This window comes from Bacillus sp. SSR7, assembly GCF_055902415.1.
In genome coordinates, this window is the sequence record NZ_JBVVXV010000020.1 from 35,093 (window position 1) to 55,013 (window position 19,921).

Here is a 19,921-nt window from a genome sequence, read left to right on the forward strand (position 1 = left end):
GCACTTATTATTTTGCAACTTCTGTCCACTTGTAGTTAAACTCACCACCGAAGTCAGTTGTTACAAGTCCTTTAATAAATCCGCGTTGTAAGTAAGAACGACCTTGTTGGTATAAAGGAGCGACAGCACCGTCTTGTAATAGAATTTTTTCAGCTTGCTTCATTGCTTCAAAGCGTGCCTTTTCATCACCAGCTAAATCTGTTTTTACTTTATGAATTAGCTCATCGTACTCTTTGTTAGAGTATTTATCGAAGTTGTAAGCACTATCTGTTGTAAATAAATCTAAGAATGTAATTGGATCAGCGAAGTCAGGGCCCCAGCCATCAATACCGATTTCATAGTCACCACTTAATAGTAGTTTTAACTGTTGTTTACGTGGTTGTGGTTTTAAATTCACTGTTAATCCATCTAAGTTCTTTTCTAGTTCACCTTTTAAATATTCACCAGTCTTTTTAGCTAAAGCATTATCACTAGTTAATAGTTCAATTGTTACTTTGTCAGTACCAAGTTCTTGCTTCGCTTTTTTCCAGTTTTCTTTCGCTGTTTTCACATCATCTTTCACTAGATTTCCATTTTCTTTACGGAAGTCGTTGCCATCAGGACTTTTTGCAAATTTCGCAGGAACCATTCCTTCAGCTGGAACAGCGCCGTTATTTAAAATTGTTTCTACGTAAGCTTTTTTATTCATTGCGCCGTTAATAGCAAGGCGTGCATGTTGATTTTTTAATGTTTCATTTTTTTGATTGAGTCGTAAAAATTGAATACCAACTTCAGCGCGTTCTTTGAAGTTTGGATCGCCCTTATATTTATCAACAAATTCTGCAGTTAAAGCAACGCGATCAATTTGTCCTGAATCATATAAGTTAACTTCTGTAGACTTATCTTTAACGACATTGAAGTTGATTTCTTCTAATTTTACCGTTTTAGCATCCCAGTAGTTAGGGTTTTTCTTTAATTGGAAGCTTTGCTCATGTTTCCAGTTATCTAATGTGAAAGCACCGTTATAAATTAAATGATTTGTTTCTAAACCGTATTTATCGCCTTGAGACTTTAAGTACTCTTCATTAATTGGCAAGAATGTTGAGAATGTCGTTAAGCTTAAGAAGTAAGGAACAGGACGATCTAGTTGTACTTCTAATGTTTTGTCATCAACAGCTTTGACCCCTAGTTGATCAATCGGCAATTGTTTTTGGTTTATTTGTTTCGCATTCTTTATATCGAAGAATAAGAATGCATATTCAGCTGCTGTATCCGGGTTTACGGCACGTTGCCAAGCGAAGACAAAGTCTTTTGCTGTAACAGGAGTACCGTTTGACCATTTTGAATCACGCAGATGGAATGTATATTTCGTTTTATCGGGACTAACGTCAACCGACTCAGCGACACCAGGAATCGGTTTATTATCTTCTCCCATTGCATATAACCCTTCAAAAACATTACGCATTACGTTCATGGATTCCCCATCCGTTGCTTTTGCAACATCCATTGTTGGAATTTCTGAAGCAAATGATAAGTTAATTGCCTGTTTATCAGGTGCTTTATCATTTGCCTTCGCTCCGCTTGCGTTATCTTTATTTCCCCCGCAAGCAGTTAGTAATAGACTTGCCCCTAAAACAGATGCAACAACAGGTACAACTTTTTTCTTCATTGTTCGTTCCTCCCTAAATGTGTTGTTCGTAACGTCATAATGTCCATGTCTTGAAGTGTATCTATAGAAGAAGAGAAAACCCATTATAAATATGTACATGTAGGTAATCAGGTGTTCTATATATGTATACATGTTCAACTATCATCTATCGTTATATGTTTCAACGTAGTAGACGTTATAGTTTGATGGTGAAATATTTAGTTTCTTTGATTATTTAGAATATTAACACTGGGAAGAACTATATGTCAATAATAAAAATCGGAGTATTATTTTTTAAAAATAATATATTAAAAAAGCGGATTTTCTCCTATTGAGAAATCCGCTTTTAATACATTTTTCCAATAAAACAATTGGTATGGGGAGAAAAACTTCAATTCAGGTTGCCTTTTATTTTTCAATTTGTGCCCATTTGAAGTTTAATTGACCTGCAAAGTCTACTTGCACAATTCCTTTCACATAAGAACGTTCTAAATAAGATTCGCCTTTTTGGTAAAGGGGAGCGATAACAGAGTCTTTAAATAATATTTTTTCAGATGCTAGTAATGCTTCCCAGCGAGCTTTTTCATCACCAGCTAAAGTCGTTTTCACTTTTTCAATTGTTTCATCGAATTCCTTATTAGAGTAATGATCTAAGTTGTAAGGGTTATTCGTTGTAAACAATTCAAGGAATGTAATTGGGTCAGCAAAGTCAGGGCTCCAGCCGTCAATACCGATTTCATAGTCACCTTTTAATAAAAGTGAAACTTGTTGTTTACGTGGTTGTGGTTTCACATTTACTGTTAATCCATCTAAATTCTTTTCTAGCTGTCCTTTTAAGAACTCACCAGTTTTCTTATCAAGGTCAGCATCACTTGTTAATAATTCTAATGTGATTTTTTCAGAACCAAGCTCTTGTTTAGCTTTTTTCCATAACTCTTGTGCAGATTTTGTATCAACTTTGGTTAAATCTCCGTTTATAGTACGGAAGTCCTTTCCATCAGCTCCTTTTGCAAAGTTTTTTGGAACGAGACCAAAAGTTGGTGTAGATCCATCGTTTAATAACGTATTTACAAAGGATTTTCGATCAATTGTTTGATCGATTGCTTGGCGTGCAGACACGTTTTGAAGTATTTTGTTTTGTTGATTCATACGTAAAAATTGTACGCCTACGTTCGGGCGTTCTTTAAAGTTCGCATCTTTTTTATATTTATCAACGAAATCAGATGTTAATTTTATGCGGTCTAATTGTTTTGATTCGAATAGGTTTACTTCTGTTGATTTTTCTTTTACGACGTTAAAATTGATTTCTTCTAGTTTGACAGTATCTTTATCCCAATAGGTAGGGTTTTTCTTAAATTTAAAGCTTTGTTCATGCTTCCAATCGCTTAGTGTAAAAGCGCCGTTGTACAAGATTGTATTATCTTCTAAAGCGTACTTATCACCTTGTGCTTTGAAGAATTCCTCGTTAATTGGTAGGAATGTTGGGAACGCTGTTAAGCTAATAAAATATGGAACAGGGCGTTCTAATTCTACCTCAAACGTATGGTCATCAATTGCTTTTACACCAAGTTGGTCGGCTGGAAGTTCTTTGTTGTTAATTTTTGTTGCGTTTTTAATATCAAAGAATAGAAATGCATATTCAGAGGCTGTTGCTGGATCGACAGCTCTTTGCCAAGCGAAGACAAAATCTTTCGCTGTAACAGGCGTGCCGTTTGACCATTTTGAATCTCGCAGGTGGAATGTGTATTTCGTTTTATCGCCACTTACTTCATGAGATTTTGCAACACCAGGGACAGGTTTGTTACCTTCACCAAGATTATACAAGCCTTCAAATACGTTTCTCATTACTTGGCCAGAATCAGTGTCTGTAGCACGAGCCGTATCCATTGTTCGTATTTCAGTAGGTGAAGATAAGTTTAAAACCTGTTTACTAGGTGCCTCGTCCTTTGCATTTGCTCCGCTTGCTTCGTTTTTATAACTACCGCAACCAGTTAATAAAATACTTACTCCTACAACTGATGCAATACCGGGTACAAACTTCTTTTTCATTTGATTTTCCTCCTAAATAATTAAGTTTGGATGATGATGAGGGAAATGAAAAATAAAAAATCCCTCTTTTCATATTGAGAAAGAGGGATTTTTACGTACAAGTTATGCACCCGTATATAAACGAAGTCCCTCATTCTATCTTTCAAGCACAAAGCTTGCAGGAAGTGGCACAGTATTCAAAATGAACCTGTTGCCGAGGTTTCAAAGGGCCAGTCCCTCCACCTCTCTTGATACAATGAGTAAACGAATAAACTTTATTAATTTTTGTGTTTCTTTGATAATTCAAAATCTTACACCTTGAATAATGAAGTGTCAACCGAATGAAATATAGTTTAAATTTTCAGTTTTCTTTAACGAAAAACCACTGCATATGGCAGTGGTTTTTCTATTAGAAGTTAAAGTTATCTGGATCTGGACCAACGCGACGATCTTCATTTAAAGCTTGAATTGCTTTCATATCATCAGCACTTAATTCAAAGTCGAAGATGTTTGCATTTTCAATAATGCGATGTTCTTTAATAGATTTAGGGATTGTTACAACTTCGTTTTGTAGATCCCATCGTAAAATAATTTGTGCAGTTGATTTATTATATTTTGTTGCAATGTCTTGTAATGTTGGATTGTCTAGTAGTTGGCCTTGCATTAATGGTGACCAAGCTTCAAGCTGGATGTTATGTTCTTTGCAGAAAGCGTGTAGCTCTTCTTGTGCTAAACGTGGGTGGTATTCCACTTGGTTGACCATTGGCTTAATTTCAGCAATTTCAAATACGTCTTGTAAGTGGTGGATGTGGAAATTACTCACGCCAATTGCACGAACACGGCCATCTTTATAAAGCTTTTCTAACGCTTTCCATGATTCAGTATATTTTCCTTTTACAGGCCAATGTACTAAATATAAATCTAAATACTCTAAACCTAATTTCTCTAATGTAGTTTCGAATGCTTGAAGTGTTGTTTCATACCCTTGATCGCTATTCCATACTTTTGATGTAATAAATAATTCTTCACGTGAAATACCTGATTCACGGATCGCTTGTCCAACGCCTTCTTCGTTTTGATAAATTGCTGCAGTATCAATGCTGCGATAGCCATTTTTAATTGCTGCTTTTACAGATTCAATTACTTCTGAACCATCTTCTACTTTAAAAACACCTAAACCGAACCAAGGCATTTTTACACCGTTATGTAATGTTGTATAGTCTTTTAAACTTGTTAAATTCATATTATTTCCCCCTAGCTTTTTTGTTTGTTGCTTCTACTGCTTTTTGAATTGCCTCTGAAAAATTATATTCATATAAAGCTTTGAGACCTTCAGCTGTGGAACCACCGGGTGTTGTTACTTGTTCGCGGAGGTTAGCTGGATCTTGCGTTTGTTCAAGCATAGAAGCAGAGCCGGAAATCATTTGAATGACAAGGTGTTTTGCGGTTGCTTCATCAACTCCATAACTTTTTGTTGCTTCAATTAAGCTTTCAGCAAAGTAATAAAGGAAAGCTGGTGCACTTCCCGTAACTGCAGTAAGCTGATGAACTTCTTCCTCAGTACAAAGTTGCGAAGTACCAATACCTCTTAAAAGCAGTTGCAAGGTTTCCTGATGCATCTCGGTTACCGATTGTCCCATTGTATATAAGGAGATAGACTTTCCGATTTCAGCAGCTGTATTTGGCATAATCCAAGCAACAGGTGTCCCCTCGGGAAGTCTTTCTTCTAAATAAGATGGGCCAATGCCAGCGGCTACCGTTACGACAAGTTGATTCGATAGTAACGGAGATAATTCCGCTAATAAACCTTCATGTGCAGAAGGCGGCATTGCTAAAACAATCGTATCAACAGATGTAACATGCTGCTTCCAATCTGTTGTAGTAGACACATTATATCGCGTTTGTAATTGTTCCAGTTTTTCTACGTTGCTTCGGTTAGAAACGATAATTTCTTCGATGTATTCTTTGCTTGTTTTCAGTAACCCGGAAAATATGGCTTCTGCCATACGACCAGCACCAATAAATAGAATTCGATGTTTAGTTAGCATATCCTTTATTCCTTTCTAGTGGAGATATGTTATAAAAAACGATACCATTTTTAAGAGAATTTTGTAAAAAGAAAAGGCTTCCTGTAGGTAGAATGGATAATAAAAAGGAGGGAATTCATGGTAAAGGCTATTACTTATACTGGTGATAGGGAATTTATCCCGCTTTAATGTGCAGTAAGACCCCCACCTCAAAATTCAGCGAAAGCAAAGAAGTTAGGTGGGGGGCGGGCTGCCCATAAAAGCCCGATTGGTGAGGGCTGATTAAAGTTTCACTTTATTATACATCTGGGGAGAGATGATCATGATTAGAAGTCCGCTTTTTTTAGTCGTTTCTAGTATTATTTGCGTATTGGTTGGATTTTATATTCAATCGAGTTATATTGAAATTTTTGCATCGGTTATGGGGATTATTAATGTTTGGTTATTAGCGAGGGAAAAGGTATCTAATTTTTTGTTTGGCATGATTACGGTCGCGGTATTTATATATATTTTCATTACACAAGGTTTATATGCAATGGCAGTATTGGCAGGCTTTCAATTTATCTTTAATGTATATGGTTGGTATTATTGGATTGCACGCAGTGGTGAAGAAGAGGTAAAAGCAACAGTTCGTTTAGATTTGAAAGGTTGGATTTTCTATATAGTCTTTATTTTAGCTGCATGGATTGGTTGGGGTTATTATCAAGTCCATTACTTAGAATCAACAAGTCCATATTTAGATGCTTTAAATGCTGTATTAGGCTTAGTAGCTCAATTTATGCTAAGTCGAAAAATCTTAGAAAACTGGCATTTATGGATTTTATATAATGTAGTTAGTATTTCAATTTATATTTCCGCTGGGTTATACGTTATGCTAATATTAGCTGTTATTAATCTCTTTATATGTATAGCTGGTTTACTAGAGTGGAAGAACAATTATAAGGGACAAAAACATACAAATAATTATATCTAGAAAATAATTAGAATTGGAAAACCCCTGAAGCACATGCGCTTCAGGGGTTTATTAATAGAATATAAGTTTATGCTTTTGTCATACCTAACAATACAGCGCCACCGATAATTAAAACACTACCTAGTGCAATAAAGATCAATTGACGTTTTGTTTTCTTTTCACCTAAGAAGACAATTGCACCGAATGTTGAGATAACGATTCCAGTTTGAGATAATGGGAAGCTTGTTGCTACTCCGACACGTGGTAGTGAAAGAAGTAAGAATAAGTTTCCAGTTCCCCATAGTAAACCAGATAAAGCATTACGGATTGCATATTTGTTAAATGGTTTATGTTTAGATGTCAGTACAACCGCACCAACAAACATACCAACTGCTTGTGGTAAAATAGCAGACCAACCATCGATATTATACCAACGGATAATAATTACATATACAAGATAGCCAAAAGTAGAAACAATTAAAGTAAGAAGTCCCTTTTTCAATTGTCCTGGTGGCTGAGCATTTTCTTTATCATCTAATGATGTGAATACAACACCAACTACGATTAATAGGATTGCAATCGTTCCCAGAATGATCGTTGTAGTAGTAGTCCACTCGCGGAAAGCGATAACCCCAAAGATAGAAGTTGCAACAAGCTGCATACCAGTAGAAATCGTTACAGTAGTAGAAACACCTAACTTTTCAACTGTTTTTAATTGGTTTACTTGTCCTAAAGCCCAGAATAAACCTGAAATAAAACCAACAATCAAGATTGTCATTGTTAAAGCTGGTTGAGTAAATACATACATAATTGTTGCGAAGAATAGAGCACCGATTGTCATACCTACCGTTTGGCTATATGCACCACCGCCCATTTTTACGCTTACTAATAAGATGTTTCCCCATGCAATTGCAGGAAGAAGCGCTAATAAAATGTCCATTACAAGACTCCCTTCGTTTTGCTATACCAATATAATTACATATCGTTCTAACGATCGGTAATGCCCCACTACTAGAGTAGAAGATTACCGATCGCTAAAACAGGATGAAGAATTCACGATATAAATGCGTTTTCATTTCTTCAATTTTTGAAACACCTCCATATAATAACAGGAAATTGCCTATTTTAGAAAGTAAATTCAAATAGAATGTATATTTAAATAAAAGGTAAAATTCAGTTATTTCCCGACGGTATATTTTTATTTCCTAAGAAATAAAAAAGCAGCTTAACAAAAGCTGCTTTACGAGTTAGTAATTCTTTTATTAATAAGCTGAATACATAGCAAAAATAGGAGGGACATACTAATAGTGATAACTACTAGTGTCCAGGCGAGCTGCATATTACTTGCATCAATCGCCATGTAAATGGCAGTGGGGATAGTCTGTGTTTTACCAGGAATGTTCCCAGCAAACATGAGTGTAGCACCAAACTCACCGAGCGCACGAACAAAGCTCAAAATCATTCCGCTTAGTAAGGCAGGAAATGCAAGTGGAAGTGTGACGTGCAGAAAAACTTGATATTCACTTGCGCCAAGGTCACGAGCACTTTCTTCAATTGGTACATTCGCGATAGAAAATCCTGTTTTTGCTGATTGGTACATAAGCGGAAATGCAACAACTGTAGAAGCAATGATCGCAGCAGTAGATGTGAACATAATAGATTGCTGAAATATTGATTCTATCCACATTCCGATAGGACTGTTATTTCCAAAAATGATAATGAGAAAAAAGCCGATTACAGTTGGCGGAAGTACCATTGGTAATAAGAAAATCGTTTCTAGTATTACTTTATATCTCCATGAGGAACGTGCTAGCGCTCTTCCGATTATCGTTCCTAAAATGGTAACGATAATGGTGGCACATGCGGCTACTCGTAAAGATAGAAAGATTGGTGATAAAATAGTATCAAAGCTCATGGCAATTATAATAGGACGGTAAATCCATATTTCTTAAAGATAGATTGTGCATCTTTTGACTGCAAATACTCATAAAATGAAGTCGCCTCTTTCTTATGCTTAGATTCTTTTATAACACCTAAAGGATAGTGAATTGGCTCATGAGAAGTAGCAGCTGCTGTCTCACCAATCTTCACTTTTTCTGAAATAAGAGCATCTGTTTTGTATACAATACCAGCATCGACATTCCCTGTTTCTACATATGTTAACACTTGGCGAACATCTTTTGTAAATACGACTTTATTTTGAATGTCATTCCAAAGATTTTCATGTGTGAGAGAAGCTTTTGCGTATTTTCCCGCAGGTACAGATTCAGGTGTACCAAGTGCGATTTTTTTTATTTTTTCATCTTTTAAATCTTGAATTTTTGTAAGAGAACTATCTTTTGGGACGACTAGAACGAGTTCGTTTCCAAGGAGATTTTTCCCTTCTTTTTCATTGATGAATCCTTTTTTAATGAGAGTTTGGAATTTATCTTCGGCTGCTGAGAAGAATAAATCAGCAGGTGCACCTTGTTCGATTTGTTGTTGAAGTGCACCAGAAGCGCCGAAGTTAAAAGAAAGTTTAATATTAGGTTCTTTTTCTTTATATTTTATTTCAATTTCTTTTAGAGCATCTTGTAAGCTTGCAGCTGCTGATATAGTAAGTTCAACTGCTGTTCCTTCTTTAGCAGTTGATTTCTCTTTCTTATCTCCGCTTGTACATGCAACGCTAAATATAAGAAGAAAAGAAAGGATAAGTGCCCCGATGGATCGTAATGTAAACTGATTCATAAAAAAATCCCCTTTCGTTTTGACATCATTAATTATAACTAATTATAACTAAATATAACTAGTTATAATTGAATATAATTTGAACATGTAGTTGTTTTTAAAATATAGGAGAAATATTCTTTTCTTTGTTACAATGAAGGAAGAAAGTGAGGAATCGTCTATGGATCATCATTCCTACACAACGGAAGAAGTAGCAAAGCGATTAAAGGTATCAAAACTAACTGTATACGACTTGATTAAAAAAGGGGAGCTGCCTTCTTATAGAGTTGGTAGACAGATGCGCATTGATGCAGCAGATTTAGAACAATATATTAAGAAAATGAAAACAGGTAAGATACAGGTTACCCCTGTAAAGAATGACAGTAATAGTATCTCGAATACATGTATTATTAGCGGACAAGAACTAACGTTAGATATGTTGGCAAAGCGTATAGAAAATCGCCTGCCAAGTTCAACTATATTAAGGGCATATCAAGGTAGTTTAACGAGTCTAGTAAAAATGTATCAAGGAGAAGGAAGTATCGTTAGTTTGCATTTGTTTGATGGGGAAACAGGTACATATAATGTTCCTTATGTAAAACGCATTTTAGTAGGACAGCCATGTATTATGATTAATTTATTAGCGAGGAACGTTGGGTTTTATGTGCAAAAGGGGAATCCTAAAAATATAAAAACATGGGCTGATTTATCTCAATCATCTATACGATTTATAAATCGAGAAAAGGGTTCTGGTATTAGGGTGTTAGTCGATGAACAATCGCGCATTCAAAATTTGAATAAAGAACGTATTAGTGGATATGAATGGGAAGAATCGAACCATCTTGGTGTTGCCACGCAAGTCGCGAATGGAAAAGCTGACGTCGGAGTAGGATCAGAAAAGTTTTCGCAAATTGTAAATGTAGACTTTGTTCCAATCATGAAAGAACAGTATGATTTAGTGATTTTGAAGAATAAAGAAAATGAAGAGCTGATCGAAGTTGTGAAAGACATTCTGCAATCGGAAGAATTTCATAATGAATTAACAGCAATTGGCGGATACGATATGACGAAAACAGGTCAAATTATATATGAAACAAACTAAAAAGCTGCTTGTCTATAAGACAAGCAGCTTTTTCTATATATAAAGGGGTTTGGGGAAACAAAGTGTTAAACAAGACCTTGAGCAAGTGTGTAAATGAAAGCTGTAAGAAGAGTCGCTCCACTTGCAAGTCCTATAAAGTCTGATTTGTTGAAAGTAATGTTGTTCATTATAATCTCTCCTTATTTGTTTAATGTAGTTGCAACGGCTTTTGCATCGACAAGTGCGGATAGCACCATGCCCATTGTATTTAAAAATTTGTTTGATTTCATTTTGTTCATCATGCGTATCCGCTCCTTTTCGAATTGTTGTTGCCCTGCTTTATATCTTAATTATAGGAAATATGATCGCCTGCAACTATCGAATTAGCTTACGGAAGACTTACACTTTTGTAAGAAAAAAAGACATTCGTGTAAGAATGTCTTTTACAGCATATTAATGTGGTGGTGCTCTTCGATTGTTTTTAAAAAGCTACGCATTGAATTTGTCATATAGCTATCCTTGCGGCGTATGAAAACCGTTGAAATACTGCCGTATTTTTCAGGGATTGCATGACAATGTACTTGCCCTGCTTTAGAAAGATGGTGGACAGCAGACTGTGGTACGAGCGTAATTCCAAGGCCGAGTGCAACACTGTTTAATATTGTCTCTAATATATTAAATTCCATAATTCTTTTTGGTAGCAAACCTTCGTCTTTCAGCCATCGTTCTAGTTTGGAACGGTATCCACATCCTTGGTTAAAAACGAGTAAAGGCGTTGTTGTAAATTCTTCTATATGAAAAGCTTTACTTTGTGTTACAAGCATTAATTTCTCTGTACTAACATCGTATTGTTCAATAAGTGGGTGTTTTATTGGTCCTGATATAAAGGCGCCATCTAATTGATGATCGAGTACTTCTCTAATTAATTCTTCTGTTAAACCTGCTTGTAATGATAAATCGACGTTCGGATAGCTTTTATAGTAAGAAGATAAAATGGTAGGTAATGTACTTACTGTTTCGACAGTACCGATTTTTAATATGCCAGAGGGTGTCTCGCTATCTAAAAATACTTGTTTTAGCTCATCAACATCTTGCAAAATTTTATTAACATAAACGAGCATTTTTCTTCCTTCAGCTGTTAAAGTCATGCCTCGTTTATGACGATAAAAGAGCGGTGTTTTCAGCTCGTTTTCTAATTGTTTAATACGCGTTGTTACATTTGATTGTACGTAATTTAATTCCTTTGCTGCGCTACTTACACTACCTTGGTCGGCAACGCTCTGGAAGATTTGCAAGTCTCTTAATTCCATAATACTGTCCTCCTTGATGTTAACTATCATTATAAATGATAGTTAACATCATTTTGAATCATTTTACGTGATGTATTTTTTCTTTTACAATTCTCTTTGTGCAAATAGAAAGAAGCGGGGGATTGTGTTGAGAAGAGGTCAAATGATAATAGGGGCTTTAGCGTGTTTAATTGCAAGTATGTCATGGGGAGCGATGTTTCCAGTTGCTGATCATGCGTTAGAATACATAGATCCGTTTTATTTTTCGCTTATTCGCTATGGAGCGGTGGCGATAATGCTGATTGTATTGTTGTTAATGAAAGAAGGGAAACAGGCATTTCGTTTAGAGGGGAGAGGAAAGTTACTCGTCTTTTTCGGAACGATGGCGTTTACTGTATATAATGTACTTATATTTTTAGGCCAAATGTTAATGGGAAAATCAGGCGTGATGGTAGCCTCCATTATGGAAGCGCTTATGCCGATGATTTCTATTTGTATCCTATGGGGATATAAGCATGTAAAACCGAAAAAGTATATGATAACGAGCATGATTATCGCTTTTATAGGGGCTGTATTTGTTATTACAAAAGGTGATATGAGTTTCTTTTTAACGTTGAAAGATAACATGTTTTCGCTAGCATTTATATTTGTTGGAGTTGTGGGTTGGGTAATTTATACGATGGGTGGTCAAACGTGTAGTGATTGGTCAACATTACGTTATTCTACGTTGACGTGTGTATTCGGTACGACTGTTACAGGAATTATAACGGTAATTATTACGTCGCTTGGATATGTTTCAGTCCCTAGTATGGGAACGATTTCTATCGTGAAATATGATTTATTGTTTATGATGACATTACCAGGAATTGTAGCATTACTCGCTTGGAATTACGGTGTGAAAATTTTATCATCTATTAATGGTATTTTATTTATTAACTTTGTACCTATTACGACTTTAGTTATTATGATGATGCAAGGATATCAAATCACAATGTTTGATATTGTAGGAACTTTATTTGTTATTGCGGCGCTTATTCGCAATAATGTTTGTCAGAGAAAAGAAGAAAACATAAATAAGAAGATGTTACAAGAAGAGCAATTACGTCAAGTTGTTTAATAGGCAATTGGAGGATTTCACATGTTAGAAAGTTTATTGTTTTTCTTCGCCGTTGGAGTTGCTTGTGAGCTTGCAGCAATTAATCGAAATGGTCGTAAGAAGATAAAACAACAAGCTGAAATGATACAGCTTTTAAAAGAGTTAAAAGAAAGAAACATTTAAAAAGACGACCGGGCATAGACGGTCGTCTTCTTCTATATAAAGGGGAAAGGGGACACAAAGTTATACAAGCGTAGCAGCGTAAATAAAAGTAGTAAGAAGAATCGAGCCGCTAGCTAATCCTAGAAAATCTAATTTGTTAAATGTGATGTTGTTCATCATGCATTCTCCTTACTTGTTTAATGTAGAAGCAACAGCTTTTGCATCGATAAGAGCGGAAAATACCATGTCCATTGTATGTAAAAAATTGTTTGATTTCACTTTGTTCATCATATAAATCCGCTCCTTTTCGAATAATTATTGCCCTGTTTCTGACTTAATTGTATGAAAAATAGCGGAGAGTAACTATCGAATTAGCTTACAGGAAAATTACACTTTTGTAAGAATTGAAATTTAATAATTAAACCTTAAAATTATTACCAACTCCTAAAACTTAGTGTTATAATTGTGGTAAGAAAATAATTATACTTCGGATGTTCAGAAAGGAACGAAACAAATGTATAAACCAATTACATTTTTGTTGAAATATATATTTAAAACAGCTGGGAAAGTAGAAGTGCAAGGAAGAGAAAAGCTACCAGAAGGTGGCCCATATGTTGTTGCGTGTACACATACAAGTTTTATGGATGTATTAATGTTAGCTACAGGGATGTACCCGACGGAAATTCATTACATGGCCAAAAAAGAATTATTTGAAGGGAAATTCAAAAATTGGTTCTTTAAAAATGTAAATGCATTCCCTGTAGATCGCGCAAATCCCGGACCGAGTACACTTAAAATTCCATCACGATTATTAAAAGAAGGAAAAGTGGTAGGGATTTTCCCGAGTGGAACGAGATCGTCAGAAGATGTTTCGTTAAAAGCTGGTGCTGTGACAATTGCGATGCGTTCTAATGTTCCACTAGTACCGGCAGCTTATATTGGTCCATCAAGTGTAAAAGAATTAATAAAAGGAAAAAGGGCGCAATTGATTTTTGGAGACCCAATTCAGATTGATGCTGAAGAACAAATAGATCGAAAAACAGCTATGAAAATGATGACAGATCAATTAAATGAGAAGTTTGAGGAGCTAAAGGAAGCTTTGCAATCAAATCAAAAGTAAGAAAAGACGACCGGGCATAGACGGTCGTCTTTTCTATTACTATTTATAATAAAGGGGAAAGGGGACACGAGATTTATACAAGCGTAGTGGCGTAGATAAAAGTCGTAAGAAGAATCGAGCCACTAACTAGTCCTAAAAAATCTAATTTGTTAAAAGTAATGTTGTTCATCGTATATTCTCCTTACTTGTTTAATGTAGAAGCAACAGCTTTTGCATCGATAAGAGCGGAAAATACCATGTCCATTGTATGTAAAAAATTGTTTGATTTCACTTTGTTCATCATATAAATCCGCTCCTTTTCGAATAATTATTGCCCTGTTTCTGACTTAATTGTATGAAAAATAGCGGAGAGTAACTATCGAATTAGCTTACAGGAAAATTACACTTTTGTAAGAAAAACGAATGAAGGTGTAATGATGAGAAGGTTTGACATATGTTCATGGAATTTATTAATTTAAAAGTAGAGGTGAGTGTATGGCTAATATTAAAGATATCGCCAAGATGGCTGGGGTTTCAGTTACAACTGTTTCGAGGGTGCTAAATGATCATCCATACGTAAGTGAAGAAAAAAGGAGAGTTGTTTTAGAAATAGTTGAGAAATTGAATTACTCACAAAACGCAAATGCTGTTCATTTATCAAAAGGAAAGACGAATATTGTTGGTGTAATTCTCCCTTACATTAATCACCCGAGCTTCGATGCAATGGTAGGGGGAATGATGGAGGGAGCGTTAACTCATAACTACAGGGTGCTACTTTGCCAAACAAACTATAATAAAAAAGAAGAAATGAAAAGTTTACATATGTTAAAAACGAAACAATTGGATGGCCTTATTATTTGTTCACGTGCAAATGATTGGGAAATGATAGAACCGTATGCTTCTTACGGCACAATCATTGCTTGTGAAGACAATGATATTTCAAATATCTCAAGTGTATATACAAATCATTCGGCAGCTTTCCAGCTAGGAATGAATCACCTTATTGAAAAAGGTTATAAAAAAATTGGTTATTGCACGGGGAGAAGGCTAGGACCGAGTAGTCAAAAGCGTTTTGATGTGTATAAGCGTCAATTGCAATCTATAGATGAAGAAGTGAATGAAGAATGGATTTTCACAGAATGTTTTACATTAGAGGATGGTGTGAGAGTCGCTCATAAGTTAAAAAGTATGCAGAATCTTCCTGAAGCGTTAATAGTAGCAGGAGATGAAGTTGCGATTGGGGTTATGACGGAAGTTGGGAAATTGGGTATTCAAGTTCCTGAGGATTTAGCGATTATTGGTTTGGATAACCAACCTATTTCGCAAGTGTTGCAACTTACAACCATTGATCAAAATTTGAAGGGGATAGGAAAAGCGGCTTTTGAAATGTTTTACCGGCAAATAAGTGACGAGAGTTCTAAACAAGAAAAGGTGGAAATTCCATATGAACTTGTGGAACGCTCTACCGTTTAGTTTTAATCCGTTATGTGTATAATCACATAACGGATTATTTTTTTGAAATATTTTTGACAGGAAACGCGTTTCATACTTTATAAAGGAATTAAACCGGTCTGTAACAATCCATGGATTCTTTTCAAAAATAGTATTTGGAGGGAAATGCATGAATGAACTTTTATTAAGTATAAAAAAGTTTTTAGGGAATGACGAAAATGTTTTAGCCTTTGTGGTGGGGGTTTTTGAGAAGGATAATTTCACGTTATGTTATCAACATGGGATTTTTGTTGCGACTACTAGACGTCTCCTGTTTTACGGAAAATTTCCGTACTATCCTTCAATATTTAAAGAGTACTCATATTTGCATATAGATAGCATAGTTTTTCGCCCGTATTTCGAATTTATTTGTAATCATGAAACCATTCGAGCTAAGTATATTCAGAAGGGGAATGTGGAGCAATTTGTCCGTATAGTTAGAGCGAATGTGAATAATTAATCATCCCCTTGTTTAAACATAATATCTTGGTTTTGATGAGGGGAAAAGTGCAATAAAAACAACTTCTAAACCTCTAGGAGATAGTGATACAATGTCAAATGGGGGAGGGTATGAACTATGGTTAATCAACGTATAAAGGAAATAACACTAATTACAATTGGCTCATTATTATTCGCAATTGGTATTAATTACTTTGCAATTCCAAACCGTCTATCAGAGGGTGGAATTATTGGTTTAACGGTTGTTACGTACTATTTATTTGATTGGTCGCCGGGGATTGTGAATTTTGCTATAAATGCAATTTTACTAGCGGTTGGTTATAAATTTTTTGATAAGAAAACAATGGTTTATACAATTTTAGGGATTGTAGAAACATCTTTGTTTTTATATGTTACAGAACATATTGAGTACCATGTAAATAGTGATACTTTATTAGCGGCACTATTTGCTGGTGTATTTGTCGGTATCGGATTAGGCTGTATGTTCAAAGCTGGAGGTACATCAGGGGGATCGGCAATTTTAGCACGATTAGCAAATCAATATTTAGGTTGGAGTGTCGGAAAAGGTGTACTTATTATTGATATCGTTGTAATTGCTGGTTCTGTATTTATAATAGGGCAAGAAAAAGCAATGTACACACTTGTTGCAGTATTCATCGGAGCGAAAGTAATTGATTTCATTGTAGAAGGAATGGACACAAAAACGGCTGTTACAATTATTTCAAATCAACCAGAGTTAATACGTGAGGCTATTACGAAAAACATGACACGCGGTGTTACTGTATTAGAAGGGCGCGGCGGATATACTGGTAAAAATAAAGAAGTTTTATATGTTGTTATTAATAAACAAGAGCTTGTTAAGTTAAAGCAAGTTATTAGCCGAGTAGATGAAGATGCTTTCGTTGTTATTCACGATGTACGCGATGTACTTGGTGGTGGTTTTAAAGCGAGCTAAAAGGTGAACGAGTAAATTCGTTCACCTTTTTTATTCTTACAAAAATGTAAGTGTAATGTAATGAGATTCAATAGTAGATTTTGTTCCTTCTTTTTAAAATGGATGTATATATATCCTGCAGAGGAGGAATGTTTATTATGAAGAAAAAAATGATCACTACTATAATAGCGATGATAGTGATAGTAGTAATGTTACTGCCTACGAAACTTGGACCAGTTATCGATAAATATAATCCGCTTTATAAGAAGAAAGAATACTATACGGTTGTGAATACAATTGGTCAGCATGTTGGTGATGAGTGGTATGAATATGAATTTATAGCATTTGACGAACGTGGAAAAGAACAAAAAATAAAGAAGACTGTTAAGCATATGTTAAAGAGAGATGAAGCATTAAAGGTGTACGCAAAAGGACGCTACGGCGAGTCAATCGAAGAAGTTGAAGCTGTAAACATTCCTATTAATGCAAAGAGTAAACTTTTAGCGATGAGATAGCGGATTATACCCCCACCTATTTTTTGTCGAAAATAAAAATACTAGGTAGGGGTATTTTAGTGTGTGTGAAAAAGCCTTGGTCCATATGGACCAAGGCTTTTTTTATTATATAAAGGGGAAGGGGGTACATTGTAGTAGCATGAGTGAAAGGTATAAGAAGAGTGGCTACTAACAATGCAATTTGGTTATGTGAGTGTTCTTCTTATTTGGCTTACTTTCTAAATTTATTGTACGAAATATTGATAAGGGAAACTATCGAATTACATTACACCTAGCTTACAAACATGTAAGTCTTCTGTAATGTAATTCGATAGTTAAAAGCTATTGAATTTCATATAGTGTAATTAGAAAGTCTCACTATATTACTTTCTGTTTGTAATGTAATGAAGAATGAAAAACCAACTACTTTTTAATAGCCCTGATCTGTATGTAGATGGGGCCTTTTTTATAAACCTTACAACATTGTAAGGTTTACGTAAGTTAATTCGATAGTAAATTTGTCATATTTTTTGCATAATAGATACAAATAGATAAAAATAATTAGGGATATAGTAAGAAGGGAGAAGAATGGGATGCGTAAAGAAGAAGTAGTGAAGTTTCCAATTAAAGATTTCTGTAGCTACTTTACTGTTGCCGTAGTATGTATTGGATTATTTGATATCATAACAAACTTAATTGTTAAATAACATAGATGATAAAACAAGAAAGGAGATCCTTTCTTGTTTTTTTATGAACATAATCAATGGGTTATTAATAATATGCCACGTTTTGGTTTTGTATTAGGATTCTAATTTTTTTGCACGTTTTAATAATAAAAGAAAGACAATGACGAAGAAACCAAGTATAAGGAAGAATCCATATTGTTTTATATAATCCATTACGTCACTTGCGCTTGTTGGTTTTTCAACGTGAATGCCGTCTTTATTAGTAGTGATATGAATATCTTTCGTTTTTACTTCATTTGTTTCTTTTTGTAAATCAATCCATTCTATATTTGGAACGTTTTCCAAATCCTTTAATACTTCTTTTAATGGTTTCACACCTAAGTAAGGATGATAGAATGCACCGATAATGCCGTCAGATAGTTTTGCAACAGATACAGCACGTTCTTTCATTTTAGCAATAGCATGTGGCTTATCTTCTTCAATAAAGCCGACTGTTTCAGGTATTAATTTCATCCCATGTAAAAATGATGGGGTACTTGTATAAAATGGTGAATGCATGGATTTCCAAGTTGTATCACTTAACTGTAGTTGTCCTACATAAGTTGAAAAGTACCTTGATAATATTTCATATCCTTTTTGAGACATCGTGTAATGAGGTGCTTCAAATGCGACAGGATATAGTTTGGCATCTACAAGTTCTTGAATGCCTTTTTCGATATGATCAGTCGTATATTTTTCTTCAAACTCTTCCCCTTTTTTTACATATGCATTATAGGCATCTATATTAGGAAAGTCATCTTTTGTTTTTGGTTGTTCATGATTTGGTTGACGAATTGGCTGGTCTGTTTTTACGTCCCAAAATTCAAAACCTTCACCGGTTTCACTATCATAAAATTGGTGAGTATAACCATGCATAATAATTGCTGCACCATCGTCTTGCATAGAGCGTAAAAGATCGACTAGTTCGGGTTTATCTTTTAAATGTACTGTCTTTCCTGTATCAGGATCTTTATATACCGGGATGACCGTAATCATATAAGGAATCTTTTTCTCTTTTAGTAATTCAGCAATTTCTTTTAATTGATTTATATCTGCTGCCGGATGAACGTCCTCAAGACGTAAATAAGCTTCTACTTTATTTGTCGTTGGCTTTTGTCCGAAGTAAGAATATAACGTTTCACCGACATAATGAGACATCCAGTCAAAGAGATTTGGCGTTGCAACGTAATAAGATGTTTCATGCTGAACGATTAGTGGATTCTTACTATTTGGGGTTAAAGCGTTAGCAAGAACAGTTCCGTTTGTATCAAAAGACTGAATCAATCGTTCTTCTTCTAAAGTGTTTTTTAGCTTATGGCTTGGATATTCGATTTTATTAACTCGTATATCATTATCCTTTAGAGTAATGAAAGAAAAGCGATTAGATAACTGTTCGACATTTTGTCCTAAAACTAATACTGGGCCTGAGAAATCTTCTAGAATTTGTTTTGCTTCAGCAGGAACATCTTCTTTTTGTTCCCCGATATAGACAATATGTGTATAAGAAGATGAATTAGTAATTTCATTAGCCTTGTTTAAACTTTTCATAGTTATATCGTTTGTAAAATGTCCCAATTGAGTATTAAGGATTTGAATATTATTTGTAATTTTATCGTCTTTTGTACTATATAAAACAAGTACTTTTGGTTTTGATGATGTTTGCGCAGAGGTGTGGATAGGGATAAGAAGTAAAATACTGAACAAGAGTATTATGCACTTTTTCATTTGGTCTGCTCCTATTCTATATATAG

Annotated in this window: 21 protein-coding genes and 1 riboswitch; of the genes, 9 read left to right on the plus strand and 12 right to left on the minus strand. The window is 34.9% G+C overall.

Features of this window, described 5'->3' with window-relative positions:
• Positions 1–7: 7 nt before the first annotated feature.
• From AC0NJG_RS25670 to proC, 4 genes are all read right to left on the minus strand, one after another.
• On the minus strand, positions 8–1,648 hold the full coding sequence (locus tag AC0NJG_RS25670; protein ID WP_087952229.1) for a peptide ABC transporter substrate-binding protein: 1,641 nt from the start codon (positions 1,646–1,648) through the stop codon (positions 8–10).
• A 387-nt stretch (positions 1,649–2,035) separates the two neighbouring features.
• Positions 2,036–3,676 carry a peptide ABC transporter substrate-binding protein gene (locus tag AC0NJG_RS25675; RefSeq protein ID WP_087952228.1) on the minus strand — a complete coding sequence of 547 codons (1,641 nt, stop codon included), beginning with the start codon at positions 3,674–3,676 and terminating at the stop codon, positions 2,036–2,038.
• A gap of 132 nt (positions 3,677–3,808) precedes the next feature.
• A riboswitch (SAM riboswitch) is annotated at positions 3,809–3,913 on the minus strand.
• Positions 3,914–4,064: 151 nt separating this feature from the next.
• The gene (locus tag AC0NJG_RS25680; RefSeq protein ID WP_001054816.1) at positions 4,065–4,898 is read right to left on the minus strand and encodes an aldo/keto reductase; all 834 of its coding nucleotides are present in this window, start codon (positions 4,896–4,898) and stop codon (positions 4,065–4,067) included.
• A gap of 1 nt (position 4,899) precedes the next feature.
• Positions 4,900–5,703, minus strand: a complete 804-nt coding sequence (gene proC, locus AC0NJG_RS25685; RefSeq protein ID WP_087952227.1) for a pyrroline-5-carboxylate reductase — start codon at positions 5,701–5,703, stop codon at positions 4,900–4,902.
• 301 nt (positions 5,704–6,004) lie between these two features.
• On the opposite strand from proC, the gene pnuC reads away from it, so the two are divergent.
• Positions 6,005–6,655 (plus strand): nicotinamide riboside transporter PnuC, encoded by a 651-nt coding sequence (pnuC, locus tag AC0NJG_RS25690; RefSeq protein WP_087952226.1) that lies wholly within the window; start codon positions 6,005–6,007, stop codon positions 6,653–6,655.
• Positions 6,656–6,722: 67 nt separating this feature from the next.
• On the opposite strand, the gene AC0NJG_RS25695 is transcribed toward pnuC, so the two are convergent.
• From AC0NJG_RS25695 to modA, 3 genes are all read right to left on the minus strand, one after another.
• On the minus strand, positions 6,723–7,574 hold the full coding sequence (locus tag AC0NJG_RS25695) for a GRP family sugar transporter (protein ID WP_000353544.1): 852 nt from the start codon (positions 7,572–7,574) through the stop codon (positions 6,723–6,725).
• A gap of 300 nt (positions 7,575–7,874) precedes the next feature.
• On the minus strand, positions 7,875–8,549 hold the full coding sequence (gene modB, locus AC0NJG_RS25700; RefSeq protein WP_087952225.1) for a molybdate ABC transporter permease subunit: 675 nt from the start codon (positions 8,547–8,549) through the stop codon (positions 7,875–7,877).
• Between the two features lie 5 nt (positions 8,550–8,554).
• Positions 8,555–9,361, minus strand: a complete 807-nt coding sequence (gene modA, locus AC0NJG_RS25705) for a molybdate ABC transporter substrate-binding protein (RefSeq protein WP_087952224.1) — start codon at positions 9,359–9,361, stop codon at positions 8,555–8,557.
• Positions 9,362–9,494: 133 nt separating this feature from the next.
• Between modA and AC0NJG_RS25710 the strand changes: the two genes are divergently transcribed.
• Positions 9,495–10,442 (plus strand): helix-turn-helix transcriptional regulator, encoded by a 948-nt coding sequence (locus AC0NJG_RS25710; RefSeq protein WP_087952223.1) that lies wholly within the window; start codon positions 9,495–9,497, stop codon positions 10,440–10,442.
• A gap of 65 nt (positions 10,443–10,507) precedes the next feature.
• Here AC0NJG_RS25710 and AC0NJG_RS25715 read toward each other — a convergent pair whose 3' ends face one another.
• Together AC0NJG_RS25715 and AC0NJG_RS25720 are read right to left on the minus strand one after the other, a co-directional pair.
• A complete protein-coding gene (locus AC0NJG_RS25715) occupies positions 10,508–10,609 on the minus strand; it encodes a DUF3948 family protein (protein ID WP_001060018.1) in 102 nt (33 codons plus the stop codon).
• Positions 10,610–10,864: 255 nt separating this feature from the next.
• A complete protein-coding gene (locus tag AC0NJG_RS25720) occupies positions 10,865–11,731 on the minus strand; it encodes a LysR family transcriptional regulator (RefSeq protein WP_087952222.1) in 867 nt (288 codons plus the stop codon).
• A gap of 127 nt (positions 11,732–11,858) precedes the next feature.
• On the opposite strand from AC0NJG_RS25720, the gene AC0NJG_RS25725 reads away from it, so the two are divergent.
• Positions 11,859–12,827, plus strand: coding sequence for a DMT family transporter (locus AC0NJG_RS25725; RefSeq protein WP_140168674.1), 969 nt, complete (start codon positions 11,859–11,861; stop codon positions 12,825–12,827).
• 21 nt (positions 12,828–12,848) lie between these two features.
• Complete coding sequence (locus AC0NJG_RS25730) at positions 12,849–12,989, plus strand: YrzO family protein (protein ID WP_000894069.1); 141 nt, start codon at positions 12,849–12,851, stop codon at positions 12,987–12,989.
• A gap of 60 nt (positions 12,990–13,049) precedes the next feature.
• On the opposite strand, the gene AC0NJG_RS25735 is transcribed toward AC0NJG_RS25730, so the two are convergent.
• Positions 13,050–13,145, minus strand: coding sequence for a DUF3948 family protein (locus AC0NJG_RS25735; protein WP_073530339.1), 96 nt, complete (start codon positions 13,143–13,145; stop codon positions 13,050–13,052).
• A gap of 337 nt (positions 13,146–13,482) precedes the next feature.
• Here AC0NJG_RS25735 and AC0NJG_RS25740 point away from each other — a divergent pair, with 337 nt between their 5' ends.
• Complete coding sequence (locus AC0NJG_RS25740) at positions 13,483–14,088, plus strand: lysophospholipid acyltransferase family protein (protein WP_087952219.1); 606 nt, start codon at positions 13,483–13,485, stop codon at positions 14,086–14,088.
• 73 nt (positions 14,089–14,161) lie between these two features.
• On the opposite strand, the gene AC0NJG_RS25745 is transcribed toward AC0NJG_RS25740, so the two are convergent.
• Complete coding sequence (locus AC0NJG_RS25745) at positions 14,162–14,257, minus strand: DUF3948 family protein (RefSeq protein ID WP_087952218.1); 96 nt, start codon at positions 14,255–14,257, stop codon at positions 14,162–14,164.
• Between the two features lie 305 nt (positions 14,258–14,562).
• Between AC0NJG_RS25745 and AC0NJG_RS25750 the strand changes: the two genes are divergently transcribed.
• From AC0NJG_RS25750 to AC0NJG_RS25765, 4 genes are all read left to right on the plus strand, one after another.
• On the plus strand, positions 14,563–15,540 hold the full coding sequence (locus AC0NJG_RS25750) for a LacI family DNA-binding transcriptional regulator (RefSeq protein ID WP_087952217.1): 978 nt from the start codon (positions 14,563–14,565) through the stop codon (positions 15,538–15,540).
• A gap of 148 nt (positions 15,541–15,688) precedes the next feature.
• The gene (locus tag AC0NJG_RS25755) at positions 15,689–16,018 is read left to right on the plus strand and encodes a PH domain-containing protein (RefSeq protein ID WP_087952216.1); all 330 of its coding nucleotides are present in this window, start codon (positions 15,689–15,691) and stop codon (positions 16,016–16,018) included.
• A gap of 117 nt (positions 16,019–16,135) precedes the next feature.
• Entirely contained in the window at positions 16,136–16,972 is an 837-nt protein-coding gene (locus AC0NJG_RS25760; RefSeq protein WP_044790585.1) for a YitT family protein, read from the plus strand.
• 137 nt (positions 16,973–17,109) lie between these two features.
• Positions 17,110–17,466 carry a YxeA family protein gene (locus AC0NJG_RS25765; RefSeq protein ID WP_087996364.1) on the plus strand — a complete coding sequence of 119 codons (357 nt, stop codon included), beginning with the start codon at positions 17,110–17,112 and terminating at the stop codon, positions 17,464–17,466.
• A 779-nt stretch (positions 17,467–18,245) separates the two neighbouring features.
• Here AC0NJG_RS25765 and AC0NJG_RS25770 read toward each other — a convergent pair.
• Positions 18,246–19,895 carry a DUF2334 domain-containing protein gene (locus AC0NJG_RS25770; protein WP_143880716.1) on the minus strand — a complete coding sequence of 550 codons (1,650 nt, stop codon included), beginning with the start codon at positions 19,893–19,895 and terminating at the stop codon, positions 18,246–18,248.
• Between the last annotated feature and the right edge of the window lie 26 nt (positions 19,896–19,921).